This is a genomic window from Mycolicibacterium sp. SMGY-1XX (assembly GCF_059132455.1).
Genome location: NZ_CP101139.1, coordinates 3,877,832 through 3,903,585, shown reverse-complemented (window position 1 = coordinate 3,903,585; position 25,754 = coordinate 3,877,832). Strand labels below are relative to the sequence as shown.

The window sequence follows — 25,754 nt, the reverse complement described above, 5'->3', positions numbered from 1 at the left end:
TGCTGGACGTGGTCATGGACAAAGCTGACTTCGACGCGATGAACAACCCGGTGATCGAGGAGTTCCGGGCCACGGGTGGCTCCGCGGGCGGGATCTTCGAGGGCAAACCCTTGGTGCTGGTGCACCACTTCGGCGCCAAGTCCGGCACCGAGCGCATCGCTCCACTGGTGGCACTGGTGGAGGACGACCGCGTCTACGTCTTCGCCAGCAAAGGCGGCGCCGACACCCACCCGGACTGGTACCGCAATCTGGTGGCCCATCCCGAGATCACCGTCGAGTTGGGTACCGAGACCTATGCGGCGACCGCACGCGTCCTCGAAGGCGCCGAACGCGACGACGTGTACGCGCGGCAGGTCGCCGTGGAACCGCAGTTCGGCGAGTACCAGCGCAAGACCGAGCGCGTCATCCCCGTGATCGAACTCGTCAGGGCCGGCTGACGGGGTAACCCGCGCGAAATCCCGTCGGCACGCCGCCGTAGCGCGGTCGGCTTAGCGTCGGTGGATGAAGACTCTGCGACACCCGGCCCTGCAGATCGGCATCGCGGCCATCGCGGGAATCCTCTTCGGCCTGATCGTGGGCGAGTGGGCGGCCAATCTCAAGTTCGTCGGCGACATGTTCATCCGCCTCATCCAGATGGCCATCGTGCCCCTGGTGATGGCGTCGGTGATCGTGGCGACAGGCTCGATGACGGGCACCGGAACCGGCCGCACCGCGTTGCGGACCTTCAAGTGGATGATCGGATTCTCGGTGGTCGCGGCACTGTTGGCCTGGGCGCTCAGCATGCTGATCCAGCCTGGCGCCGGCATGGTGTTCACCGAGGAACTCGACCCCGGTCTCGAAGAATCGGCGGGTGAGGCGCTGGGCTGGCAGGAGACGCTGCTGAACTTCGTCTCCACCAACATCTTCGACGCGATGTCCACCGCGACGATGGTGCCGATCATCGTCTTCTCGCTGCTGTTCGGACTCGCGCTGCGCACCCAGATCACCAAGACCGGCGACACCCGGGTGCTCAGCTTCATCGACCAGATCCAGCAGATCGTGCTGACCATGATCCGGCTGGTCATGTACGTCGCCCCCGTCGGGGTGTTCTGTCTGCTGGCCGCACTGGCCGGTGACGTCGGGTTCTCGGTGGTCACCACCGCGCTGAAGTACCTGGGCACGACCTTGCTGGGCGTCCTGATCCTGTTCGCGCTGTTTGTCGTGGTGGTCGCGATGCGCACTCGGCTGAGCCCATGGAAACTTCCCGCCAAGCTCGCCGAGCAGACCGCGATCGCCGTCACCACCACCAGCTCGGCCGTCACGTTTCCGACGGTGCTGCGCAACACCGTCGAGAAGGTGGGGGTCAGCCAGAAGGTCGCCAATTTCACGCTGTCGGTGGGGCTGACCATGGGTTCCTACGGCGCGGTGCTCAACTACATGATCGTGGTCATGTTCCTGGCCCAGGCCGGTGGCATCGAGCTGACCTTGGGACAGATCGTCCTCGGCATGGGTCTGGCGATCCTGCTGAACATGGGCACCATCACGGTGCCGGGTGGTTTCCCGGTGGTCGCGATGTTCCTGGCCACCTCACTGGATCTGCCGTTCGAAGCGGTCGGTCTGTTGATCGCCGTGGACTGGTTCGCCGGCATCTTCCGCACCTTCCTCAACGTCAACGGCGACACCTTCGTGGCGATGCTGGTGGCCAACGCCGACGACGAGATCGACCGGGAGGTCTACAACGGCACCAAAACCGTTGTCGCCGAAGAGTTCAACGCCACCGAGTACGGTGACGCCATGGCTCGGGCCGATGCCGCCGACTAGTGTGCCGATGCCTGACGGTCAGAAGGGCGTTGGGTCGTTGGGGTCGGCCTTTTGGGTGTATTCGCCGAAGAAGAGCCGGTAGCCGAAGTCGTCTCTGGGGGCGGCCGCGCTGGCGGTGGGGGTGCCGCCGTTGGCGCGGTAGGCAGCGTTGAGTGCGCGCTCTGCGTTGATGCGGTAGGCGCGGTCTTTGGCCTTGGTGCGTTGTCGCTTCGGCATCTTCGACATCTTGTCGGCGGCCGCTTCTTTTCTCGGGCTGCCCCGCTGTATCGGCGCGGACGTGGTGTTCACACGCGGGAACAGGATGCGGCTCAGCGGGATGCTGGTGTAGGTGTGCCCGGTGGGTGTGGTGATGAGGATGGTGCCGTCGGGGTGTTGGACCTCGGACCAGCCGGCGCGGAATGTTTTCAGCAGGTGGCAGCGTCGGCAGTAGCCCTTCTGATTGGACGGGTGGGTGGGCCCGCCCTCACCCCAGGTGATGGTGTGGTCGAGGTCGGCGTCCTGGACAGGCCGATCGCAGTGGGGCATGCGGCAGGTCAGGTCGCGGGCTTGCACGAAGTCGCGGTTGGCGTCGCGGAGGCGGTAACTCTCGGTCGGCTCGGCGTTGGGGGGTTTGAGGTGGCGGACTTCGGCGCCGGCGGCGATCAGGGCCGCGATGAGCGCATTGGGCACCACGCCGTAACCGGGGATGAACCCCGGCGCCCGGCCGGTCGTGGGAACTGTTGCCGCAGCGGTTGTCTCGTCGGCCGCACCGGCCTCGGGCTCGGGCTCGTCGCCCGCCGAGGGTTCAGGTTCTGCGGCGGCCGGAGCCGCGCAGTGCCGCGACGCCGACGAGTCCGGCTGCTGGCCGGAGTCGGGCTGCACCGATTCCTTGCGCGGTGTCGCAGGCTCAGCCTCGGCGCGCTGCTGGGTATCAATGTCGTTCTGTGCGTCCGCGATCGGCTCGGTGGACAAATCAGCGACCTCGGACTCCGCGACGGGCTCGGGTCCAGCCGTCGCTCCCACCTCGGACTCGACCTTGCTGCGCTTGGCGGGGTACTTGATGGTGACGTTATCGGGGCCGGTGGGGAACACACCGTCACCGTGGAGCAACGGATCGGGCTGCGCCTCGGCGAGGTCGGCGTCGCCGTAGATGTGCACCACGAAGTGCGACGCCACCCCGTCATCGGCGGCCGCGCTGCAGGTGTCGGACCCGCACAGGCATTTCAGGTGGCGGGCACCGGCGTGCAGGGCTTCGGCGGCATCGGCCATCCGCTGATCCAACGTCCGAGGATCCTCGGCACACACGGCCTTGGCCATGCTGCGTAGTGTCCCCATCAGCAGGGCCCCACCCGGTTTGGTCAACCGCATCCTGATGGTCATGACCCCGGCCTTGTCATCGGTGTGCTCCACCGACACCCCACGCCCCCGCACAGTGTTACGCACCCGCCGCACCGCATCAGGGTCGAACCGTTCCACCCACACATCCACGGCAGCCTTCAACTTGTAGTACGACAGGCCGCTCCACCCGCACAGGGCGGCGGCTTCGGCGCAGGCGTCATCGAGTTGGGCCAGAACATCCGCATCGACCACCAGCAGGGTGCGCTCCACGACGGTGGTCATCACCTTCGCTGAGATCTCCCCGCGCAGGAACATCGCGGCGAGCTTGGGGAACCGTTCCCGCATCGCCGCTCCGACACGCAGATCTCCATACGCCCGGCCCGTCGAGACGCCGAACGCGATGCCGATCTGGGCGACCACGTCGTCTTCGGCGTCGATGGCGCACAAACTGTCGTCGTCTTCGTCGGCCAGGAACACCGTGGCCCATTCGGCCATCGCCGCCATCCGCTGGGCTGCCGAGGCGGCTTCCACCCGAGCCCAGCCCACCGCGGCATCGACGAGCGGGGCGGCATCACTGCCACCTCGCAACTCGTCGATCAGCATGGGTAACTCGGGGAACATGACACGACCATACCGAGAGGCACTGACAAAAAACCGCGTCAAATGCCAAGCGACGGAATCGTTTTACCCCGCAAGTAGTTGTCGCACGGTTGTCGCACCCAGGCGGGCAGAAGTCAACCGCCCTGAGCCAGCTTCAGCACTTCCTCCGTCGTCGGCGGGCTCTGCGGGTGGAACGACAGGCACCACGGCGCACGGATGCGGTGGAACGCCTGGCCTTCTCCCGCCAGGTAGAAGTTGCCCGCCCGCAGCCGGCTGATGTCGGGAACCAGACCACCTTTGACCCGGGCCAACTCATTGGCGTAGGTGATCTGGGTCGCCGAGTTCAGCAGGCCGTACACCTGGGTGGCGGCGTTGCCGGGGATGTAGTTGTGCAGCCCCTTCGGGGACTGGGTGGCATACACCAGGCCCAGCCCGTACTTACGTGCCTGCGACGACAACGCCAGCGTGCTGCGCAGGCTGATGGTCGAACGGCCCGAGGGGGCGAAGTTCTGCGCCTCGTCCATCACCAGCAACCCGCCCAGCGGCCGGTCGCCGGCCGGGTTGCGCTTGATCCAGGCGAACAGTGCCATCTGCAACTGGTTGACGAAACCCTCACGCTGTTGTTCGGAGGTCAAACCGATCATGCTGATCACCGACACCCGGGCGCGGTACCCGTCCGACGGGGTGAGCAAAACCCCGGGATCGGCGGCTTCCCCCTGGCCGCCGAACATCGGGTCGTTGATCATCGCCGCCTGCAGGTTCTGTCCGATGTCGGCGGCGAGTTCACGCGCTCTGGCCATGGTGCTGGCCTCGTCGGGAAGATCGGAGAGCAGGTCGATGAACCCGGGCAGGGTGGTGGGTCCCTGCGAGCCGTAGTGGATCAGCGCCTCGCGCAGCACCGCCCGAAGCCGGCCCGCCTTCGACGAGTTGCCCAGGATCAACGCCCGCGGTTCCAGCGCGGCGACGGCGGAATCCACCGCTTGGGTGAACTCGTCACGGTCGTCACGCACGCTGGCGAAGTCCGGAAGCGGCTGAAACGTCAACGGCCGCCCCGCCTCTCGGTTAGGGGTCCACACCACCACCTCGGTGTTCTGCAGGTAATCGGCGGCGCGGGCATCGTCGGCGGGATCCCAGCCCGGCGGCTGTTGCGGCCAGGGGCTGCCCAGCCGGGACAGGTCGTTGTTGGGGTCCAGCACGATGGCCGACACGCCGCGCAGTGCGCACTCTTCGACGATGCGCCGGAGCAACACCGTCTTGCCTGAGCCTGACCCTGCGAAAACCGCGGTGTGCTTGCGTAATCCGATGAGCTCGACATCCTGGCGTTCGCCGGTGACCACATCGACACCGAACGGTATCGCCGTCTCGTTGCGCGGCTGGTCCTGCGCTGCGGCCGGCTCCGCCGGGTGATCGGCGGGTTCGATCACCTCGGCGGCCTGTTCGCCGGCCGTGTCACCCAGGGCATCGCGCAGCAGCCCGATCCCGTGCGCCGGTTTGCGTGTGGTCAGCCAGGTCTGGAGGTGATGAGCGTCTTCGCGAATCAGGTCGCGTAGGGCGATCATGGTGCGCAGATCGTCGTCGGTCAGCGGCAGCGTCTGCCCGCCCGCGGCTTCGAATGCCTGGATCAGCTCGGCGGTCTTCTTCCCGCTCGGCCATGGGGTGTTGCGCAGCAGGAAGAGTCTGCGTCGGTCGGTGGTGGAGTTGAAGCCCGCTGCGTCGCTTGCACTTCGGATGCGGTTCAACGCCGCCACCGCATTGGATGCGGCGATCGCCCGGAATGCCCAGTGTTGCTCGTCATCGGTGTCGGCGTCCAGGCTCTGCCGCAACCGGGCATGCAACGTGACCTTGGTGCCCGGCGGGGGATCGACGCGGAAATCGGCGCCGGCCTCACCCGCTTCCATGATCCACGACCGCAGCGCCGCATCCAGCAACTCCGGGATGGTGGTGTCCTCACCCTCGGGGTCGAAGGCCACTCCTGCGACGGCCTGGCGGCGGTAGGCCAGATAACGGGCGTCCAACGCCGACAACTCGTCGGTATCGGTGCCGACCGCCGGTGCGGGTTGCTCGGTGGGAGCCGGTTGCGCCGCAGAATCGGTTGTCAGAGAGGTCAATTCGATGACGGTATTGGTGGCCAGGCAGTGCCGTACATGGCTGTCGGCGCGTTTGAGCAGTTGCCTGGGGGTGTAGTCGGGTGCGTCGGCGAACGCCTCGGCAGTGATGGGCCAGCTCGGGTACGGCGGAGTGAACCCGACGGTCGCGTAGGCCGCGGCGAACCGGCGTTCCAGGATGGCGCGGCCGAGCTCCGGCGTCGGCAGACCCTGCAGCGGTGAGGTCACCCGGAACCGATCGGCGACGGTCGAGGTGGCCCGCACCCGGATCGACTCCCACGCGGCGGGCAGGCAGGCCACCACCGCGACCGTGCGCCGCATGGTCTGGCGCACCGACATCAACCCGTGGGCGACGTGTTCGAGATCGCGGTTGTCGGTCTGCTCGGTGGACGATTCGGTGCGTTGCGGCGACTGGGCCAGCAGGGTGTCGATCTGGTCGACGGCCAGCACGATCGGCCCGGCCAGCGCTACCACGCGGGCGATATCGCGGACCGCCTCCTGGGCGGTAGCAGTCGGCGCGGGCAGTCCCCACTTGGACCGGCCGTCGGGTTCGTCGTTGGAGCTCAGGTACGCCTGGCCGATGTCCTGCTCGCCGAAATCGAGCGAACCCAGCAGCACCAGGGAGCGCAGGGTGTGGCGGCACTGTCGCACGGTCTCGCGGTGCACCTTGAACAACCCGGTGACAAAACGCTCGAGGATGTCGGGGTTCAGTTCGTCGTCACCGACGATGGCCCGCCGGTCGGCGCGGGAGACGTGCGCGATGGACGCCAGCTCCCACAGCACGTCCTTGAGCTGGGTTTCCAACCGCACGCCGGGCCGGCCGAGGCTCTCCAGGATGCCGGCCCGCGCCGACTGCCAGAAGCTGGTGGCGTCCAGCAGTTCGACGATGAAGAAGTACCCGCCGGCCGACTGCACCCGCTCGCGAACCTGTCCCAGCATGTGGGTCTTGCCGGACCCGGCCTGACCCCGCAGCACCACACCGAGCGGGCTGCCGTCGGGCTGATGTACGGCGTCGGAGAACGCGTCGATGACCTCGCCCAACGGGCCCTCGTTGAGGCCGGTGACGTGCAGGCCGGCTTGGGGGCGCCACAGCTCGTCGGTGGTGGGTGCCCAGGTCAGCCGCAGTGAGGAAAGGGCGTCGCGTTGTCCGGTGTCCATCACGCCTCGATCGCGATCAGATGCTTGTGCTGGTCACCGATGACGACAGCGGCTTGCCAATCGTGCTCGTCGAGCACCTTCTGATTCTCTTCGGGAATCAGGTGTACGCCGGGTTTGCGATACATCCGTCTCAGTGTGTCATCGAGATCGTGGTGCGCCACATCTGGGAGCTCGGCGCGCAGGCGCGCCAGCGCCACCCAGTCGCCGGGCTGACCTGCCAGCCGGCCGTAGACGTCGTGCACCAGCTGTTCGTCGGAGGGCGTGGGCACCGTCGGCGTGTCGGGTTCGGGCCGCACCTCGACGACGGCAGCGGTGAACACCTCCGCCGGCGGCACGTCCGCTGACGTGAGATAGCGCTTCAGGCCCCGCAGCACCGTGTACAACGCCCGGGCCGCACCGGTGGCACCGCGGGGTGCGTCGGCGCCGATGATGTCCCGGCAGATGACCCAGCCGGCGTCGGTGAGCTCATGGACGTAGGAGCGGCCCACCAGAGCGCTCTCGATCAGGCCCTTCCGGTTCAACTCTTCCCGGCGGTCTTTCCGCAGTTCCGGTCCCAGCCGGGTCAGCTCGGGATTGGGCACCGGACGCGCCTCGGCCATCAACACCAACAGAACCGCCTGGTCGGTTCCGGTCAGCTCATCGAGCCCGATCTTCACGCGGGATCCCTTCGTCGCGTCGTCTGGCCACCAGCAGCCCCTCGATCATGGCAAGCACCCGTGACAGGTCGTCGGTGACCTCGTCGTTGGTGAACCGCAGGACGGCGTAGCCGCCGACGGTCAGCGCGTTGTCCCGACGGCGGTCGTCGGCGTACTTCAGCATCCCGCGGTGGTCGGGCCCATCGAGTTCCACCACCACCCGCTCGGTCGGCCACATCAGATCCACGCGGATCGGAGGGGTCAGCGGATGAGGTTGATACACATGGTTCCACGCGCGGCTGTGTGCCCACCGGTGCTGGGCCAGCGTGGCTTCGAAATGCAGCTCGATGGCGCTGCCGGGGTGTGGGCGTCCGCTCAGCGGCGGGAAGATCACCGCCGGTGTGGCGGGCCGGGTCAGCCGGTCCAGGCCGGCCGGTACGTCAAGGGTGACGACGGGGAAGCGTCCGGCGTCGACGAGGCCCGAAACGAGCATCCAGACTCCGAATCCGCGGCCGACCAGCCACTGCGCCGCGGCGCCCCTGGCGTGTCGTGTGCCGGCGTCCACCGGGTCCGCCGTCCACCACGCCAGCACCGTATCGCCGCGGCAATAGGCGGTGTGCAGAATGGCGGCCAGGCCGCGGGCCCGAGTCTCGGGATCGTGGCGCGCCGCCACCGGCTGCCCGAGTAGCGCCGCCTCTGCTACGTCGGCCAGGTAGGGGCCGAAATGGGAAGTGGTCGCGGCAGTTTCGTGGGCGAGACGGCGGATGGTGCGGCGGGCGAAGTCGCTGCGATCGACTATCCCATCGGCTGATGGCAGCCAGGCCCGGAGTTGGGCACGTGCCACCGCTTCGACCCGGTCCAGCACATCGTCGACCATTGCGGCAGCGTCGGCGTCCGTGCCCGGCGGCAATTGCAGCGTGATGATCACCGGCGCCGCGTCGGGAAGCGGATCACTGGCGATCACGAACTGTTCCACGGTGGGACCGTCCACGCAGACCACCCGGTCGGCCGGCAGGCCGGACAGCGACAACCGCACGCAGGCACCCTCCCACCGTGGACACCTGACAACGTACCGGCTGCCTAGACCAGTTCGCCGACCTTCACGCCGGGGTCGGCCAGTGCGTCGACGTCCACGGCACGCCGGGCCCGCACCACCGCTTTGATGTCGTCGAGGCCCTCCCAGACGTTGACGTTCATGCCGGCCAGCACGCGGTTGTCCGCGGCCAGCCAGAAGGCGGTGAATTCGCCGTCGTCGACATCCCCGCGGAACACCACCCGCTGGTAGCCGGGCGAATGTCCGACGTACTCCATCCCAAGGTCGTATTGATCGGTGAAGAAGTAGGGCAGCTCGTCATAACTGGCCTGCCGTCCCAGCATGCTCGCCGCGGCCACCGCCGGTTGCTTGAGCGCGTTGGCCCAGTGCTCGGTGCGGATCCGGGTGCCGAACACCAGGTTCTCGGCGGCCGCGATGTCCCCGACGGCATAGATGTCGGCGTCACTGGTCCGCATGGTCGCGTCGACGGCCACACCGCCGTCGGCCAGCGCCAGGCCGGCCCGTTCGGCCAGTTCCACGTTCGGAGCGGCTCCGACGGCGACCAGCACCGCGTCGGCGGAAATCTCGGTACCGTCGGCCAAAGTCAGGCCCGACGCGGCGATCGAGGCCACCTCGGTATTCAGCCGTAGGTCCACGCCGTGGGCGCGGTGCAGGTCGGCGAACACCTGCGCGGCCTCCGGTCCCAGTGCGTTCAGCAGCGGCAGGGCCGCCGACTCCACCACGGTGACCTCCACGCCCCGTTCGCGGGCGTTGGCCGCCACTTCCAGGCCGATCCAACCCGCGCCGACGACGGCCAGTGTGCTGCCGTCGCGCAACACCGCATCGAGGTTCTGTGCATCCTCGACGGTCCGCAGGTAGTGCACCCCGACGGAATCGGCACCGGGAATCGGCGGTGTGCGTGGCCGGGATCCGGTGGCCAGCAACAACTTGTCGTACCGCACCGTGTCGTCGTCGGGCAGTGTCACGGTGTGTGCGTCCGGGTCGATCGCGGTGACGGTGGTGCCCAGCCGCAGGTCGACATCGTGGTCGCGGTACCAGGCGGACGGGTCGACGGTGAAGTCGGTGAGGGTTTTCTTGCCCGCCAGGAAATCCTTGGACAACGGCGGGCGTTCGTAGGGCAGATGCTCCTCGGCGGCAAACAAGACGATGTGGCCGTCGAAGTCATTCTCGCGCAGCGCTTCTGCGGCTTTGGCGCCGGCGAGTCCGCCGCCGACGATGACAAATGTCTGTGATCGGGACATGGTGACTCCGTTCCGGGTCCGAGGGTACTCGGCGGAACTCAGCTGGTGAGCAGTTCGCGCAATCGCAAGGCATTTCGTACGGCGTGGCCGTAGCCGTCGTTGTTGAAGTAGACCAGCACATCCCTGCCCTGGTCCTGCCACTGCGTGATGCGATCGCGCCACCACCGCAGGTCGTCCTCGGAGTACGAGCCGGCGTACAGCTTCTCCGGGTCGGGTCCGTGCATCCGCACGTAGACGCGTGAGCTGGTGGCCCGCAGTACACACGGCAACCGCGCGCCGCTGGTCACCACATAGGCGGCGTCGTGGCGCTCCAGCAGGTCGTACACCGCGGGGTCGTCCCAGGACGGATGCCGGAACTCCACGGCGACGGGAATCCAGTCGGGCATCACGGTCAGGAAGTGATCGAGACGCTGATCATCGCGGTCCAGTTCGGGGTGGAGTTGAACCAGCAGCATCTCGCGCCGATCGCCCAGTGCCGTCCAACAGCGTTCGAAACGTTCGACCCATGGCTCGGGGGAGGCCAGCCGACGGAAGTGGGTGAGACCGCGGTGCGCCTTGACCGTCATGGTGAAGCCCTCGGGCAGACGTGCGCGCCACCCGGCGAAGGTGGCGTCCTTGGGCCAGCGGTAGAAGCTGGCATTGAGTTCAACGGTGTCGAAGACCTCGGTGTAGCGGGCCAGGCGACGCGCCGTGGGCAGCTTCGGGGGGTAGAGCACTCCATCCCAGTGGTCGTAGGACCAGCCGGACGTGCCGATGCGGATCAACTGGCCAGCGAGGTCCGCACCAGCGCGGCCGCCAGCTCCGCGGTGTTGCGCGGTGCCAGCCGGCCGAGTTCGGCGGCGTCCGAGGGCAATCCGAGGTCTCTGGCCGTCGCCCGGGCCCGTTCGTCGAAGTACGGGCGCACCCACGGCCACACGGCCTGGACTTCGCGTAGGAAGATGTCGGCGCCGGTGGCGCCGATGCCTTTGAACTCCTGCAGCAGCTTCGACGCCTTCTTCACATCCTGCCCGGCAGCGTCGGCCAGCGTGCGCAGATCATCGCCGTACTCGTCCTGCACCCGCTTCGCCATCTCCGTCAGCCGCGTGGCCGAGCTCTCGTCATAACGGGCGTAACCGGCCCGGCCGAACGCGTCGATCATGGTCCTGCGGTCGGCGTCGCGGACCGCCTCGGCGGTGCGCAGCCCGGCGCCGAACAGCTCGCGCGCGGCCTTGACCGCGATGTCGGCGTCGATCGGTTTGCTGGCCAGCATGCACAGCACCAGCAGCTGGAACAGTGGCTTCGGAGTGTCTTTCAGGGTGATGCCCGCGTCCTCGGCATAGGTGGTGCCCGCGCGGTCCAGCAACTCCTTCGTGATCTCCTTCGGTGTGGTCATACGGTCGGCGTACCCCGTGCCCGATCCGGGAAACGGTTACTTGGCCGGCAGCGTCTTGGCGTAGTCGACGCCGCGGTTCACCCAACTCTGCAGCTGGCGTTTGGTCTGCACACCTTCGGCGGCCACCCGCAGCCAACCGCGAGTTTCCCGGCCACTCATCACCATCGGCGTCACATGGGCCCGAGTCAGCAGGGTTTCGGTGTCCTGCGGGGGTATTCGCACCATGAGCCCGCCTTTACTGCTGACGGCGACGGCCATGTTGCCGCCCAGCAGGAACGCCAGCCCGCCGAACATCGCCTTCTCCTGCACGCCGCGTTCCGGGCTGAGCAGCTCCCTGACGCGATCGGCCAGATGCTCGTCGTATGCCATCGCTCCACTTTCGGCCGAGCGAGCGTGTCTGTACAGCGGCACGCCGATATCCGCGTACAAAAGCGTGCGCTCGTCCGTCGCCTACTGCGCCGGTGCCCAACCCAGCGCGGGACCGAGCTTCTCGGCCAGGTCGCCGATGATCTGCTGATAGTCCTCCGGCTCGAAGGTGAACGGCAGCGCAAACGCCACTTCGCTCGCACGCTGGAAGCCGGCGTGGTCGAACAGTCGGTCGGCGAGTTCATCGGAGGTGCCCACGTAGTCGGGGGAGAACAGCATGCCGCGCGGGCCCTGTGGGGTCTTGGTCCGCTCGAACCGGCCGGCGGCATACTCGCGGTAGCGACGCACCTGGTCAGCGGTGGCCGAATCGGTGGGAATCACCACCAAACCCTGTGACACCCTTGCCTTCTCCGGGTTCGGGTGATGGGCGCGGAATGTCTCGATGTTCTGCGCCTGGATGGTGGCGAAGTCCCAGGGTGCCTCGCCCCCCGGCATGTCCTGCGTGCTGACCACCGAACTGGTCAGGTAGTTGATCCCTTGCTCGCCGGCCCACTTCGCCGAGGACATGCCGCCGCCGTACCAGACCCGGTCGGCCAGGCCGGGGGAGTGCGGCTGGATGTGATTGGTGAACTGTTCGATGCCGACGACGCCCTCGAAATCGCTGACGGGTTCACCGCGCAGATGCCGCAGCAGACGCAGCACCCGGTCTTTCGAGAAGTCCTCGGCGTCGAAGGTGTTGGGGTACAGCGCGGCTTTGTAGTCGTCGTAACGCATCGGAGTGCCCACGGAGACACCGGGATTGATGCGGCCGCCGGAGAGGATGTCGACGGTGGCGAGATCCTCGGCGAGCCGGAACGGGTTCTCCAGTCCCAGCGGAATCACCGCGGTGCCCAGTTCGATGCGGCGGGTGCGCTGGCTGGCCGCTGCCATGATCGCCACCGGCGAGGAGATGCCGGGCTGCAGGTGCCGGCAGCGCAGCCACACACTGTCGAAGCCCAGCGCTTCGGCCCGCTCGATCACCTGCAGCGTCTCCTCGTGGCCGGGTTTCGGATCGGCGGTGTCGAAACGGCCGATGGTCAGGAACCCGAGCTTGCGCAACGGTTCTCCGCGTCTGGGCATCTGGTGAGACTATCTCCACCGCGAGCGTCATGTTTTGTTGACGGCCGCGGGAGGGCAGTGGGTGTCTCTGGGGGTGTCCTGACAGGTGCGGCTCTGCAGACGTCAGACAGCGCAAGCAGAAGCCCGGAGCCACCCCAGGGTGACTCCGGGCTCTGATCGGCCTCGATTTATGCCGCAGCCGTAGCGACCTCGTGGGCCGGTTCCAGCGCCTGCGCCACGATCTCGGCGACATCGGTCATCGGCAGCACCGTCAAGGCCGACAGCACCTCGGCCGGCACCTCGTCCAGGTCGGCCTGGTTGCGCTGCGGGATGAACACCGTCGACAGCCCGGCCCGTTGCGCGGCGAGCAGCTTCTGCTTGACCCCGCCGATCGGCAGCACCCGCCCGTTCAGCGTCACCTCACCGGTCATGCCGACATCGGAGCGGACGTTACGTCCGGTCGCCATCGACACCAACGCGGTGACCATCGTGACACCGGCCGACGGTCCGTCCTTGGGGACGGCGCCGGCGGGCACGTGCACGTGGATCTGGCGGTTCAGCGCCTTCGGGTCCACGCCGAGCTCGGAGGCGTGGGCGCGCACGTAGGACAGCGCGATCTGCGCCGACTCCTTCATCACGTCACCCAGCTGGCCGGTCAGCTTGAGACCCGCTTCACCGTCGGTCGATCCGGCTTCGATGTAGAGCACATCGCCGCCCAGCCCCGTCACCGCCAGACCGGTGGCCACACCCGGCACCGCCGTGCGTTCCGCCGATTCCGGTGTGAACCGCGGACGGCCCAGGTACTCCACCAGATCCGGCTCGTCGACGATAATCGGCGCCGCAACGGAGTCCAGTTTGGTGGCCACCTTGCGCAGAGCCTTGGCCAACAGCCGCTCGAACTGCCGCACCCCTGGTTCGCGGGTGTAGTCGGCGGCGATCTTGCGCAGCGCGGCGTCGGTCACCGTCACCTCGCTGTCGGACAGCGCAGCCCGCTCGGCTTGCCGCGGCAGCAGGTAATCGCGTGCGATGGCCACCTTGTCGTCCTCGGTGTAGCCGTCGATCTGGATCAGTTCCATCCGGTCCAGCAGTGCCGAAGGAATGTTCTCGATGACGTTGGCCGTCGCCAGGAACACCACATCGGACAGGTCCAGATCCAGCTCCAGGTAGTGGTCGCGGAACGTGTGGTTCTGCGCCGGGTCCAGCACCTCGAGCAGCGCCGCCGACGGGTCACCCCGGTAGTCGGAGCCCACCTTGTCGATCTCATCCAGCAGCACAACGGGATTCATCGATCCCGCCTCGCCGATGGCCCGCACGATCCGGCCCGGCAGGGCGCCGACGTAGGTGCGCCGGTGGCCGCGGATCTCGGCCTCGTCGCGCACACCACCGAGGGCGACGCGGACGAACTTGCGACCCAGCGCCCGGGCGACGGACTCACCCAGCGAGGTCTTGCCGACCCCGGGAGGTCCGGCCAGCACCATGACGGCACCGGAACCACGACCGCCGACGACGGCCATGCCGCGCTGGGCGCGACGTGCCCGCACCGCCAGGTATTCGACGATGCGATCCTTCACGTCGTCGAGACCGTGGTGATCGGCATCCAGGATCTCGCGCGCGCCCTTGAGGTCCGTCGAATCCTCGGTACGCACACTCCACGGCAGGTCCAGCACGGTGTCGAGCCAGGTGCGGATCCAGCCGCCCTCGGGGCTCTGCTCACTGGAGCGCTCGAGCTTGCCGACTTCACGCAGAGCGGCCTCGCGCACCTTCTCCGGCAGATCGGCCGCTTCGACGCGGGCCCGGTAGTCATCGGAGCCTTCCGGCTCACCCTCACCGAGCTCCTTGCGGATGGCGTTCAGCTGCTGGCGTAGCAGGAACTCCTTCTGCGTCTTCTCCATCCCGGAGCGGACGTCCTCGGCGATCTTGTCGTTGACCTCCACCTCGGCCAGGTGGTCGCTGGTCCAGTCGATCAGCAGCCGCAGACGCGCGGCGACATTCTCGGTCTCCAGCAGTTCACGCTTCTGCTCACTGGGCAGGTACGACGCGTACCCGGCGGTGTCGGCCAGCGCCGACGGATCGCTGATCCGGTTCACCACGTCGACGATCTGCCACGCCTCGCGGCGCTGCAGCATCGCCAGCAGCAGTTTCTTGTATTCGGCCGCCAGGGCCAAGGTGGCGGCGTCGGCCTCGGGGTCGGTGACCTCGGTGACCTCCACCCACAGCGCGGTACCCGGTCCGGTGGTCCCGGAGCCGATGTGGGCACGACGTTCGCCGCGGACGACGGCGGCTGCGCCACCGCTACCCGCCACGCGTCCCACCTGCACGATCGAGGCGATCACGCCGTAGGTCGGGTAGCGATCGTCCAGGCGCGGGGCGATGAGCAGCTTGCCGGACTCACTGGCCTGCGCGGCGTCGACCGCGGCACGGGCGGCGTCGTCGAGCTCGATGGGCACCACCATGGTCGGCAGCACCACCGGATCACTCAAGAACAAGACCGGTAAGGAGATGGGTTCAGGCATCAAACCTCCAAAGTTGATTCTGATGCGCTCAACCCTTGGGATGCGAAGTTTGTTCCCGGCCAGTCAGTCGTGCGCCAGGACCCGTCGCACCTCGTCGCGGCGTTCGTCGATCGCGCGGCCGATATCGTGCAGCAGCGCCGGCTTGGCCTCGACCAGTCGTTCCATGTGTACGCGGTCGATGGTGAGCACCGTCACCTCGTCGACGGCATGGGCGCCGGCCGACACCGGCTCGCGGGTCAAGGTCGTCTGCCCCAGGAAATCGCCTTCGGACAGCGTGCGCACCGGCAGCACCCGGCCGTCCTCGGTGGTGGCGGTCAACCGGACCCGCCCGTTGACCACGAACAGCATCCGCTTGGGGACCTGCCCGGGGAACTGGATCGTCTCGTCCGCGCCATACCGCACGATGCGGATGTCGGGAAGCAACTGCTCCTGATCGGCCGGGGTCAGCCGCAAGGTGGGCGCAACGATGCGCAGAGACGTCGCGACCCGTTGCGGGGTACTGAAGTCGTCCCCAGCCTCATCGAGGTGCAGTCCGGCGCGGCGCGAGGCGTACCAGATCCAGCGCAGGAAGGTGGTTCTGGCCGCCCAGTCGTCGGCCGGGGAGCGCAGCGGAATCTCCGTGCTGTACTTCCCGCTACCGGTGGTCACCGTCGACGGCTGGGTGCCGGGCTTGAGCTGCGGCAGGGTGGCGGCTATCCGGGTCAGCATCGCGCACACGTCATCCGGTGGATCTTCGGCGGCGAACACCGTGTCGATCGAAATGGCGTGGGCGCCGGGTGGCCGGCTCAGATTGGTGAACGAGGCTTCGGCCAGCACCGAGTTGGGCATGATCTGCAGGCCGCTACCGGTGTCGATATGGGTTGCGCGCCAGTTCACTTCGACCACGCGGCCGCGCGCCGACGGAGTGTCGATCCAGTCGCCGAGCTGAAACGGTTGCTCGAACAGCAGCAACAGACCCGAGATCACCTGGCCCACAGCGTTCTGCAGAGCCAGGCCCAGCACGATCGACGTGACACCCAGTGCGGTGAACAATCCGCCGACGTTGGCGCCCCAGACGTAGGACAAGATGATGGCCAGGCCTACGGCGATCAGCGCGAACCGCGCGACGTCGAGGAAGATCGACGGGATCCGCTTGCGCCAGCTGCCAACTGGCGCGCTGTGGAACAACGTGGCGTTGAGGCCGGACAACAGCAGCACCACCACGACGAACCCGAGCACGGTGGCCACGATCCGGACCGGGGTGGTTTCGGCCGACACCTCCGATCCTTTGACCAGCAGCAGGAGCAGCGCCCCCAGTGGCAGCAGGTAGTTGCGCACCAACGCCACCGGACGCACGAAGACGCTGCCGCGGCGGGCCAGCGCGTGTTGGACCTCGGTGAGAAGCACCAGCAGGACGGGCAGGCCGACCGCAACGACGACCGCCCACACGAACCACGAATCTGCGAACAGCTCGGCGATCATGATCGGTCCACGAGGCGCCAGACCGGCTCGTCACCGTCGTCGCCGCTGACCACACCGGCGGAGGTGAACTGGCGGCTGTCGCGCATCAAGTCGTACACCCGCGAGGTCACGTAGACCCCAGGTTGTGGTGAGCCGCTCTGCACCCGGTAGGCCAGATCCACCGCAGCGCCCCACATGTCGTAAGCCAGGCTGGCTCGACCCACCAGACCGCTGGTGACGGTGCCGGTGTCGATACCCGCCCGCACACTGAGGTTGTGATCGGTTTCGCCGTTGAAGCGCTCGATGATGCGCAGCATCTCCGCCGCGAAGTCGACGGTGCGACGCACGTTGTCCAGCCTCGGCACGTTCAGGCCGCAGCTGGCCAGATAGCCGTTGTGCAGGGTCCGGACCTGCTCGACGCCCAGATCTTCTGCGGCGGCGTCGAATTCACGGAGCAGCCGGTTGACGATCGCGAGGCTTTCCTCCGAGCTCAGCTGCGCCGACAGCTCGTCGAGGCCGACGATGTCGGCGAAGATCACGGTGACGTCCTGGTGGTCCTGGGCGATGTTCTGCTCGCCTTCCCGGTACCGCTGTACGACGGTCTCGGGCATCAACGACAGCAGCAGGCGGTCGTTCTCGCGGCGCTGCTCGTTGAGCAGTTCGTCCTTGATCGCGAGATTGCGGCTCATGTCGTTGAAGGCATGGGTCAGATCACCGAACTCGTCCCGGCTCGTCACGGGCAGGTTGATGTCGTAGTCACCCGAACTGATCTGGTGAGCGCCCGCCTCCAACCGGCGGATCGGCCGGACGAACAGGCGTGAGAACAGCATCGCCGCCAGACAGACGGCGAAGATGATCGCCGCCGTGGACAGCACCAGGGTCCTGGTGAACACCGACACCGGGGCGAAGGCCTCCGAGGTGTCGATCTTGGCGATGACACTCCAGTGCAGTCCCTCGATGTCCACCGGGGCATAGGCCTGCAGCGTCTCGTGGCCCAGGTAGTCCTCGGAGATCAAAGTGCCGCGCTCGCCCCGCTGCGCCATCTGCGCGGCGTCGGTGCGGATGGGCTGAACCAGTGTGGTGCCGTGCTGCCGCAGCGCGGTGTCGGCGACGTCGGGCGGGGTGCCGGCCTCCACCACGTCGCGTTTGTACGCCTCGGGATCCTCGACGAAAAGTCGTGAGTCCGAGCGCATCAGGTCGTCGGTTCCGGCGATGAACGTCTCGCCGGTCCTGCCCATCCCGGCCTGTTCCCAGCCTTTGTCCATCGTCATCAGCCGGTTGATCTTCGAGATGGGGAACTGCAGTGCCAGTACACCTTCCAGCCGGCCCTGCGGTCCGACCGGGGAGACCATCCAGGCCGTGGGTTCGTCGGCGGGTGCGTAGTACCCGAAGTCCGTGATGCCCACATAGTCGACGGCGTTGCTGCGCATGGCGGCTTCGTACGCGTCGCCGAGCTCGCCGCCGCGGAACGGCCCGGTGAAGATGTTGGTGCCGAGGTCCACCCCCTTGTAGGCGGTGTAGACGACGTTGCCCCTGGTGTCCAGCAGCAGCGCGTCCTCGTACTCGAAACGGGTGACGATCTCGCGGAAGAAGTCGTTGAACTGCGCGTTGGCCGCCGACCACGCGCTGCCGTCGCGGGCGTCGTCGTTGCGCAGTGCGGCATCAGCTTCGGTGAACGGCGCGGTGTAATGCGCTTGCAGGTACAACTCGGCGTTGCCCTTCGGCAGCACTGCGGGGATGTCGACCTGTTGTCCGGTCTCCTCGGCCTCGGCCTTGGCGAACTGGCTGGTGTAGTAGTCGAGCACGGCCCGCTGCTGCTGCGGGGTGACGGTGGCGGTGCTCAGCTGGTCGAACCCGCCGGTGAAGGCTTCGATGGCCTGCGTGGCGGTCGAGCCGCGCGAGTACACCACCAGCGAGTTCTTCAGATCGGCGAACTGGGTCTGGAGTTGGCGGGTCTGCGATTCGCGGATCTCGGTGAGCCTGTCGAACACCGACGACCTCAGCGAATCCCGGCCGGAGGTGTAGCCGATGAAGCCGACCACCGCCGCGGACAGGATGCTGGTCAGCAACAACATCACCAGGAGCTTCGATTGGATGCTGATCCGCGATATCAGAAGACGGCGCTCGAGTCTCCCGACTTTCGGCTCCGTGGCAGGTGTCGTCATCGGTTGAGAACACTAGCCTGAACGGTATGTCAGGGCCTTTTGATCTCGAGCGATTCGTCGCCGCTCAGGATCCGGTGTACGACACGGTGTTGGCCGAGTTGCGGTCCGGCCGCAAACGCAGCCACTGGATGTGGTTCGTGTTCCCGCAGCTCGCTGCGCTGGGCCGCAGCGCCACCGCTCGGCATTACGGCATCTCGGGTCTGGCGGAGGCGCGGGCCTACCTGGCTCATCCCGTCCTCGGACCCCGGTTGCGCCAGTGCAGCCGGTTGGCCGCGGCCATCGACGGTCGGTCCGCCGAGGAGGTGTTCGGCTTCCCCGACAACCTCAAGTTACGCAGCTCGATGACGCTGTTCGCGCACTGTGGCGAGGACCGGGCCGACTTCGATGCGGTGCTGGAGAAGTTCTACGACGGCGAGGAGGACCCTGCGACGGTCGATCAGCTCTGACCGGCCGTCAGGGCGCGACGATCAGCCAGCCGTGCGGGGGCACCTGGGGATTGCGCACCCGCTCTTCGGGTGGGGCACCCGAACCGGCGACCACCTGCCCGGTCAGTTCCAGCGACAACGGCGCATCGTCGATGTTGAGGGCCACCACCAAAGCGTGATCGCCGCTGCGGGTCTCGTAGACGTAGCCGCGGTTCTCCACGGTCAGCGGCGCCGTGCGTGCGGTGTGCAGCCAGGGGTGGCGGCGACGCAGCCCGATCAGGAACTGGTGCAGCGCGAACATCTCCTGCCCCCACGTGTCGGCCTGGAGGGGAGGCGTGCCGAACCGGGGCCGCACCGCGTCGTCGCCGCCGGCCCGTTCTTCCTTGACACCGCGGAAACCGAACTCGTCACCGGCGTAGATGGTCGGCACCCCGCCCAGGGTCATCAGCAGCACCAGGGCGTGGGCGACATGCCGTGATTCATCGAGCTTGCTCGCGATCCGCGTGACGTCGTGGTTGCCGATGAAGGTCTGCGGAACGAAGGCCTTCAGGAACTCGTTGTGCCGTCGCAGCGCCCAGTTCAGTTCGTGGAAGTTGCCGTCGTTGAGGCTGCTCCAGATGGCCTTCCACAGCTCGTACTGGGTGATCGCGTTGTAGCCGGCCTGCGCCACCATGCCGGCGTAGTCGCCGTGGATGACTTCGCCGACGAACCACGCGTCGGGATGCGCTTCGCGTACCCGCGGCAACACGTGCGACCAGAATCGTTGTGGCACAGCGTAGGCCGCATCCAACCGCCAGCCGTCGGCGCCTCGGCTCAGCCAGTGTGACAAGACGTCGACGGTGTAGTCCACCACGAGCGGATTGTTGTGGTTGAGCGTGATCAGCTCGCCGTGACCCTCGAATGTGTGGAATCGTCCCGGGCGTCCGCGGAACCACTGCGCGGCCTCGGCGTCCCCGTCGACGGCGGCGCGATACGCGGGGAAGTCGGTGCCGACGTGGTTGAACACGCCGTCGAGCAGGACTCTCAGCCCGCGGTCGTGCGCTTGCCCCACCAGCGTGTCGAAGTCACTGTCGTCACCGAGCCTGGGATCGATGCGCAGATGGTCGGTGGTGTCGTAACCGTGTGTGCGGGAAGCGAATATCGGCCCCAGCGCGATACCGGAGGCCCCGAGGGTGATCGCATGGTCGAGCCAGTCGCAGATCTGCAGCAGTCGGTGCTCGTCGGTACCCGGTGGTTGCTCGGCGGGAAACGCCCCGACAAAGCCCAGGGGATAGATCTGCCACCAGATCGCGTGCCGCACCCAGTCGGGTTCACTCATGGCCGGAACCGGGCTTCGTAGAGCGACTTCATCTCGTCCTCGAATTGTGGGGCCGGGCCGTCGGTGACCACCCGCGGCGCGACGGTGGTGATGGGCAGAGGCGCCACCGGTGACGGCGGGGCACCCCACTCCTCGAGCCACCGGGACAGCTGTTGCGACGAGGTGGCGTAGACGATTCGCCCCAGACCCACCCAGGCATGCGCTGCGGCGCACATCGGGCAGTGTTCACCGGAGGTGTAGACGGTGGCCCGGATGCGGCGCACCGGGGCGATGTTGTCGACGGCCCATCGGGCGATGGCGAACTCGGGGTGTTGGGTGGCGTCGCCGTTCTTGACCCGGTTCCGGTCCTCGAAGAGGATTTTTCCGTCGGCGTCGACCAGGATCGACCCGAATGGCTCGTCACCGTCGTCGAGCGCGACACGTGCCAACTCAACACATCGAGCCAGCCGTTCGACGTCCAGGTCGCTCAGGGCCACGAGTCCGAAGTCTACGCACCGGGCGATGACTTCTCGGGTCGCGGAGGGTCGGTGCTGCCGAAAAGGAGGCTGATTGTGCCGGACCACAGAGCCACGATCGAGAAGCCGGCGGGCTGATCAGCCGCCTGGACACCTATCACGCCTGGCTGCGCAGGTGAACCACGAGCGGTTCTGCGCGCCGAACCCGACGCCGTCGGAGCTCTAACCCATCCGGCATGCGCATGAGGCGCCGATAGGTACATCGGCGCGGGCCTTCGCGAGGTCGAGCTGCCTGCCGATGATCGCGGCCTCCGCGGCGCGTCCCATTCTCTGCAGGCACTCGTGGTAGCCGTGCAGACTCCACAGATTGTTGGGGTGTTGGCACGGCCGGGCAAGCGTCGGGTCGAGCCCGAGATCGGCCTCGTAGACCTTGGCGGCGTCGGCGACGTGTCCCTGCTCCAGTAACAGAGCGCCGTAGGCGTGGCGGGTGGGCTGCATCCACCCCCACGGCTCGTCGTAGGGCAGGTTGTCGTCCAATTCGATTGCCCGCCTGAGGTTCTGGAAAGCGGTATCGAAGTCTGCCTCACGGTACGCGATCTCACCGTCGAGCATGGCGCGTGCGACGTCGAGGATGTCGCGGCTGGTGTTGTTGAACAGGTACCGGGTTTCGGGGATCGTCGCGTACGCCGCTTCGAAGGCCTCCCGCTCGGCCTTGGCCAGGTCGATCTGTCCTTTCGCGGCGTGCGCCACGCCGCGCCCGTAGTGGATGGTGGCAGTGGTGGTGCAGTACAGCGCGGGATCCTCGGGCAGGGGTTCGGCGATCAGGTCGTCCCAGCGTCCGAACCGGATCAGCACGTGAATTCGCAACGGGACGAAGGCTTCCAGCCAGTCCGCCATGGGAGGCGAGGCGATGGACAGCAGTGTCGGGGTCAGCTGGCCGGCCAGTTCGTCGGCTGCGGCCAGCGCCACCTGCGACTGCCCGCTGAACATCGCCGAGTACACCACGAAGTGCAGATCGTGGGCCCGGTAGAGCGAGTAGAAATTGAGGGGCCCTTGATGTTCGACGAACTTGCGATCAGCCGCCACCGCCGACTGGTTCGACACCACCGAGCTGCGGTAGTCGCCGCACAGCACGTCGATGTGGGTCGGCATGTGCTGCAGGTGGCCGGCGTCGGGTACCAGGTCTCGCAGCAGGTCCGCGGCTGGTAGCGCGTCTTCGGGGTGTGCCGACATCTCCATGGTGTGGATGTAGATGTGCAACAGGCCGGGGTGGGTCCTGCCCGCGTCGGTGGCCAGGGCGGCGTCGAGGATTCGCTTGGCCTCCACCACCCGTGAGCCGGGGGCGGGCTCACCGGTGCGGGTATCCCACAGCGCCCACGCGGTGACGTTGACCAGCGCGTCGGCGGCCAGCGTCTGGACGTCGATGTCGTCGGGACAGGCGTTTGCGAGCTCGAGCATCGCGTCGGCGTACGCGGTGTGCCCGGACTCGAGCGCCGCCATGTCGTCGGCATCGTCGGTGGGGAAGCGGGCCGCCAACGCCTCGATCAGCGCACGTTCGGTCGGATCGGTCGCGCCCTGTGCGGCCAGCTGGAGTTCCATGCGCGCCCGCGCCAAGGACACCGCGATGTCCACCGGGTCGAACGCGTCCCAGGCCTTGTTGTAGTTCGGGCCGATCGCATACGCGATGCCCCACCGGGCCAGCCACAGGGTGGGGTCCAGGCTCAGGGCCTTCTCGAAGCACACGATCGCTTCATCGTGGTTGAATGCATACGCCCAGACCAGTCCTCGGTCGAACCACAATTGTGCCTCCGCGGACAGGGTTTCGACCGTTCGGTGATATGTGCCGAGGTCGTAGTACGGCTCGGTGTCGACCGCTTCGGTAGTCATGATCAAAACCCTAGATCGTCGGATCCCGGCTCGTCACGGCTTGGCTGTCCGCAGCGGCGTTCCTCTCCGGAGGGAGCCGCACCCGTAGCATCACCGTCATGATTCGCTGTGTTCGGCTGTGGACCGGGCAGGACGGTGGTTCGCATGTGCAGATCGGGCAGCTTGCCATCCGCCCGGGCCGCAACGACGACCTGGTGTCACCGTCGATGTCCGCCGCGCACGTCACGGTCGAGGAGACAGCCGGCGGGGGCTCGTTGGCGTGGCACACCGCCCCGGTGCGCCAGCTCGTCGTAACTCTCTCGGGCACACTGCGGTTCGTCACCCGTGACGGCGAGCAGTTCACTCTGCGCCCCGGCGACGTGCTACTCGCCGAGGACACCGCCGGCAGCGGGCACCAGTGGCAGCTACAGGACGACGATCCCTGGCGCCGCATGTACGTGGTGCTGGCGCCCGGGGCCGAGGTGCCGTTCGTTCCCGATTGATCGATTGACAATCGATAGATATCGAGCGATAGTCATGCAATGACCGGAGCCCGGTACGTGGTGACCGCGATCAAGGCGTTTCTGGGCGTCCTCTTCGCGATACTGGTGCTGCTGCAGACCTTTTCGCTGCCAGGGCAGTTCGCCCACCTGGCCGCGGAGTCACCCGCTCAGGCCCACCTGCGCTGGCCGCTCACCGCATTGGCCGTCTTCGGGGTGTGCTGCGCACAGGTGGTCCTCGTGTGCACCTGGAAACTGCTCACCCTGGTGCGGGACGACCGCATCTTCGACACCCGCGCCCTGGTGTGGGTGGACGGCATCCTCTGGGCCATCGGCGCCGGCTGGTCGGTGTTCCTGGCGGTGTTCCTGATCGTGGGTTTCCGGGCCGACGATCCCGGGCTGCCGCTGTTGTTGTTCCTCCTGCTGGTCGCGGGGGCGGTGTTCGGACTGGTGGTGGTGGTCATGCGCTCGCTGTTGCGGCAGGCCACCGCATTGCGCGCCGACATGGATGCCGTCATCTGATGGCGATCGTGGTGCGGATCGATGTCGAACTGGCCAAGCGGAAGATGAGTGTCGGCGACTTCGCCGAGCAGGTCGGTCTCACCCCGGCCAATGTGGCGGTGCTGAAGAACGGCCGCGCCAAGGCCGTCCGATTGAGCACGCTGGACGCCATGTGCCGGGTACTCGGCTGCCAACCCGGTGATCTCCTGGAATGGGTGGACGACGACTCCGATCAGTGACCCGCCACCACGTCGGACTCGTCGATCTCCACCGGATCCTTGGACCCCGGCAGCAGTGAGTAGGCCAGGCACACCACCGCGAAGAACAGATAACCCAGTGACACCGCCGGGTTGGCCGCCCACTCGACCTGTGGAGCGTGGATCAGGCCGATGAACGACAGCGCCGCGCCCACCCCCGCGGCGATCGCGGCGTAGCGGAATTTCTTCTCCAGGATGAAGCACACCATGCTGCCCAGGATCAGGCCCACCAGCACCGCGCCCTCGCCGAGCACCTTGAGGCCTTCGTACACCACACCGGCGCCGTTGAGTGCTTCCATCCCGACCTCGGCGGCAGAGGTACCGGCAGCATTGAGCGCGTTGTCGATCAGGCCTCGGCCCCACTCCGCGAGATTCGGTAGCAGCGCGGCCACCACGGCCACCGCGTGCAGCCGGGGCACCGCCTGGAACGCCTGCGCACCGATCAGCAGACCGATGTACAGCAGGATCGGCACGATCGCGGGTACCGGCAGTAGCGCGTCCAGCACGCCGAAAAGTCCGATGAAGCACAGGATTCCGATGGCGACGCCGCTGGCCAGTGAGTAGGAAGCCCGGCCGCCGGCATCTTTCCAGCCCGGGTGGCCGATGTAGACCGCCGGCGGGAACGGCGAACCGAACGCCGATCCGATCACCGCGCCGGCACCGTCGGCCAGCAGCACGCTGCGCAGGTTGTAGTTGTCCCCGGCGGCCGCGGCGCTCTCGACATTGCTCATGGCCTCGGTGAAGTTGTACACACCCAGCGGAATGGCGGTACCGAGCAGGGGAGCAAGGTCGGACAGGCCGTTGAACAGCAGATCGATACGCAGATCAGGGATTCCGATCGCGATGTTGGTGACCGCAGCACCCACGTCGGGCGCCGACATGAAACCGCCGATCCAGCCGATTGCCGTGCCCACCAGCAGCGCGGCCAGACCCACCGGGATGTTGAACGGCAGCTTCATGTTGGTGAAGAACCCGATCAGGATGATCGCCAGCACCGGCAGACCGATCCAGGCGGCCTCCCACATCTGCGCCGCCGGTCGCATGGAGATGAAAGTGATGGAGATACCGGCCAGGGTGCCCAGCATGGCCGCCCGCGGGGTGAGCTTGCGGATGTAGGGGCCGACGAACGCGCCGATCATCACGATGACGCCGATCAGGAAGGCCCACGCCAGACCCGCCTCCCAGGCGCGCACGGGATCATCGGTGTTCAGGTACACCGGCAGCATCACCACGAACACCACGATGAACATGTGCGGCACACTCGGCCCGTACGGCAAAGCCGTGACGTCCGAGCGGTTTTCCCGTTTGGCCAGCCGCCGGGCCAGGAACGTGTAGTACAAGTTGCCCAGGATCAGCGCCACCCCGAGGGCCGGGAGCACGGTCCCGAGCACGTCGCCGGCAGGCACGGCGATGACCCCGATCATCAGACCTGTCAAGGTCAAGACGTTGACCAGGATGTTGAACCCGAGACCGAAGAACGCGTTGAGGTCGCCTCGGGTCCACCAGGAGACGCCGGAGCCGGCCGACTTGTGAACCGGCGGGTCCGCGGGTGTGACGTCAGTGCTCAT

General features: G+C 67.2%; 22 protein-coding genes. 6 read left to right on the top strand and 16 right to left on the bottom strand.

The window, feature by feature from the left end:
- The first annotated feature begins 14 nt into the window (after nt 1-14).
- A complete protein-coding gene (locus tag NL241_RS18900; protein WP_494394708.1) occupies nt 15-437 on the top strand; it encodes a nitroreductase family deazaflavin-dependent oxidoreductase in 423 nt (140 codons plus the stop codon).
- 64 nt (nt 438-501) lie between these two features.
- Nucleotides 502-1,800, top strand: coding sequence for a dicarboxylate/amino acid:cation symporter (locus NL241_RS18895; RefSeq protein WP_494394707.1), 1,299 nt, complete (start codon nt 502-504; stop codon nt 1,798-1,800).
- 18 nt (nt 1,801-1,818) lie between these two features.
- Here NL241_RS18895 and NL241_RS18890 read toward each other — a convergent pair whose 3' ends face one another.
- From NL241_RS18890 to NL241_RS18835, 12 genes are all read right to left on the bottom strand, one after another.
- Nucleotides 1,819-3,738, bottom strand: a complete 1,920-nt coding sequence (locus tag NL241_RS18890) for an HNH endonuclease signature motif containing protein (protein WP_494394706.1) — start codon at nt 3,736-3,738, stop codon at nt 1,819-1,821.
- A gap of 113 nt (nt 3,739-3,851) precedes the next feature.
- Complete coding sequence (locus tag NL241_RS18885) at nt 3,852-6,980, bottom strand: helicase HerA domain-containing protein (RefSeq protein ID WP_494394705.1); 3,129 nt, start codon at nt 6,978-6,980, stop codon at nt 3,852-3,854.
- Nucleotides 6,980-7,636: a hypothetical protein gene (locus NL241_RS18880; RefSeq protein WP_487696978.1), complete on the bottom strand. Its 657-nt coding sequence runs from the start codon at nt 7,634-7,636 to the stop codon at nt 6,980-6,982. Before NL241_RS18880 ends, NL241_RS18885 begins: the two co-directional genes overlap by 1 nt.
- Entirely contained in the window at nt 7,617-8,651 is a 1,035-nt protein-coding gene (locus tag NL241_RS18875; protein ID WP_487696976.1) for an endonuclease domain-containing protein, read from the bottom strand. The genes NL241_RS18880 and NL241_RS18875 overlap by 20 nt, the downstream gene beginning before the upstream one ends.
- 44 nt (nt 8,652-8,695) lie before the next feature.
- Nucleotides 8,696-9,910, bottom strand: a complete 1,215-nt coding sequence (locus tag NL241_RS18870) for an NAD(P)/FAD-dependent oxidoreductase (RefSeq protein WP_487696974.1) — start codon at nt 9,908-9,910, stop codon at nt 8,696-8,698.
- Nucleotides 9,911-9,948: 38 nt separating this feature from the next.
- Nucleotides 9,949-10,674: a DUF72 domain-containing protein gene (locus NL241_RS18865; RefSeq protein ID WP_487696973.1), complete on the bottom strand. Its 726-nt coding sequence runs from the start codon at nt 10,672-10,674 to the stop codon at nt 9,949-9,951.
- Nucleotides 10,671-11,282, bottom strand: coding sequence for an HhH-GDP family DNA glycosylase (locus tag NL241_RS18860; RefSeq protein WP_494394704.1), 612 nt, complete (start codon nt 11,280-11,282; stop codon nt 10,671-10,673). The genes NL241_RS18865 and NL241_RS18860 overlap by 4 nt, the downstream gene beginning before the upstream one ends.
- Before the next feature lie 36 nt (nt 11,283-11,318).
- Nucleotides 11,319-11,651, bottom strand: coding sequence for a TfoX/Sxy family protein (locus NL241_RS18855; RefSeq protein WP_487696969.1), 333 nt, complete (start codon nt 11,649-11,651; stop codon nt 11,319-11,321).
- Between the two features lie 81 nt (nt 11,652-11,732).
- Nucleotides 11,733-12,767, bottom strand: coding sequence for an LLM class flavin-dependent oxidoreductase (locus NL241_RS18850; protein WP_487695393.1), 1,035 nt, complete (start codon nt 12,765-12,767; stop codon nt 11,733-11,735).
- Nucleotides 12,768-12,934: 167 nt separating this feature from the next.
- Nucleotides 12,935-15,259, bottom strand: a complete 2,325-nt coding sequence (lon, locus tag NL241_RS18845; RefSeq protein WP_494394703.1) for an endopeptidase La — start codon at nt 15,257-15,259, stop codon at nt 12,935-12,937.
- Between the two features lie 63 nt (nt 15,260-15,322).
- Nucleotides 15,323-16,717 (bottom strand): mechanosensitive ion channel family protein, encoded by a 1,395-nt coding sequence (locus NL241_RS18840; RefSeq protein ID WP_494398337.1) that lies wholly within the window; start codon nt 16,715-16,717, stop codon nt 15,323-15,325.
- A complete protein-coding gene (locus NL241_RS18835) occupies nt 16,717-18,864 on the bottom strand; it encodes an adenylate/guanylate cyclase domain-containing protein (RefSeq protein WP_494394702.1) in 2,148 nt (715 codons plus the stop codon). The genes NL241_RS18840 and NL241_RS18835 overlap by 1 nt, the downstream gene beginning before the upstream one ends.
- Before the next feature lie 26 nt (nt 18,865-18,890).
- Between NL241_RS18835 and NL241_RS18830 the strand changes: the two genes are divergently transcribed.
- Nucleotides 18,891-19,310 (top strand): DUF1810 domain-containing protein, encoded by a 420-nt coding sequence (locus NL241_RS18830; RefSeq protein ID WP_494394701.1) that lies wholly within the window; start codon nt 18,891-18,893, stop codon nt 19,308-19,310.
- Nucleotides 19,311-19,317: 7 nt separating this feature from the next.
- Here NL241_RS18830 and NL241_RS18825 read toward each other — a convergent pair whose 3' ends face one another.
- From NL241_RS18825 to NL241_RS18815, 3 genes are all read right to left on the bottom strand, one after another.
- Nucleotides 19,318-20,607, bottom strand: coding sequence for an alpha-amylase family protein (locus NL241_RS18825; protein WP_494394700.1), 1,290 nt, complete (start codon nt 20,605-20,607; stop codon nt 19,318-19,320).
- A complete protein-coding gene (locus NL241_RS18820; RefSeq protein ID WP_494394699.1) occupies nt 20,604-21,083 on the bottom strand; it encodes a nucleoside deaminase in 480 nt (159 codons plus the stop codon). The genes NL241_RS18825 and NL241_RS18820 overlap by 4 nt, the downstream gene beginning before the upstream one ends.
- A gap of 201 nt (nt 21,084-21,284) precedes the next feature.
- Nucleotides 21,285-22,949 (bottom strand): tetratricopeptide repeat protein, encoded by a 1,665-nt coding sequence (locus NL241_RS18815; RefSeq protein ID WP_494394698.1) that lies wholly within the window; start codon nt 22,947-22,949, stop codon nt 21,285-21,287.
- Between the two features lie 98 nt (nt 22,950-23,047).
- On the opposite strand from NL241_RS18815, the gene NL241_RS18810 reads away from it, so the two are divergent.
- From NL241_RS18810 to NL241_RS18800, 3 genes are read left to right on the top strand one after another with little or no spacing between them, the layout of a single operon-like run.
- Nucleotides 23,048-23,431 (top strand): cupin domain-containing protein, encoded by a 384-nt coding sequence (locus tag NL241_RS18810; protein WP_487695404.1) that lies wholly within the window; start codon nt 23,048-23,050, stop codon nt 23,429-23,431.
- A 39-nt stretch (nt 23,432-23,470) separates the two neighbouring features.
- Nucleotides 23,471-23,950 (top strand): DUF2975 domain-containing protein, encoded by a 480-nt coding sequence (locus NL241_RS18805; protein ID WP_494394697.1) that lies wholly within the window; start codon nt 23,471-23,473, stop codon nt 23,948-23,950.
- Entirely contained in the window at nt 23,950-24,168 is a 219-nt protein-coding gene (locus tag NL241_RS18800) for a helix-turn-helix domain-containing protein (protein ID WP_494394696.1), read from the top strand. The genes NL241_RS18805 and NL241_RS18800 overlap by 1 nt, the downstream gene beginning before the upstream one ends.
- On the opposite strand, the gene NL241_RS18795 is transcribed toward NL241_RS18800, so the two are convergent.
- Entirely contained in the window at nt 24,162-25,754 is a 1,593-nt protein-coding gene (locus tag NL241_RS18795; protein WP_487695408.1) for a SulP family inorganic anion transporter, read from the bottom strand. The genes NL241_RS18800 and NL241_RS18795 overlap by 7 nt on opposite strands.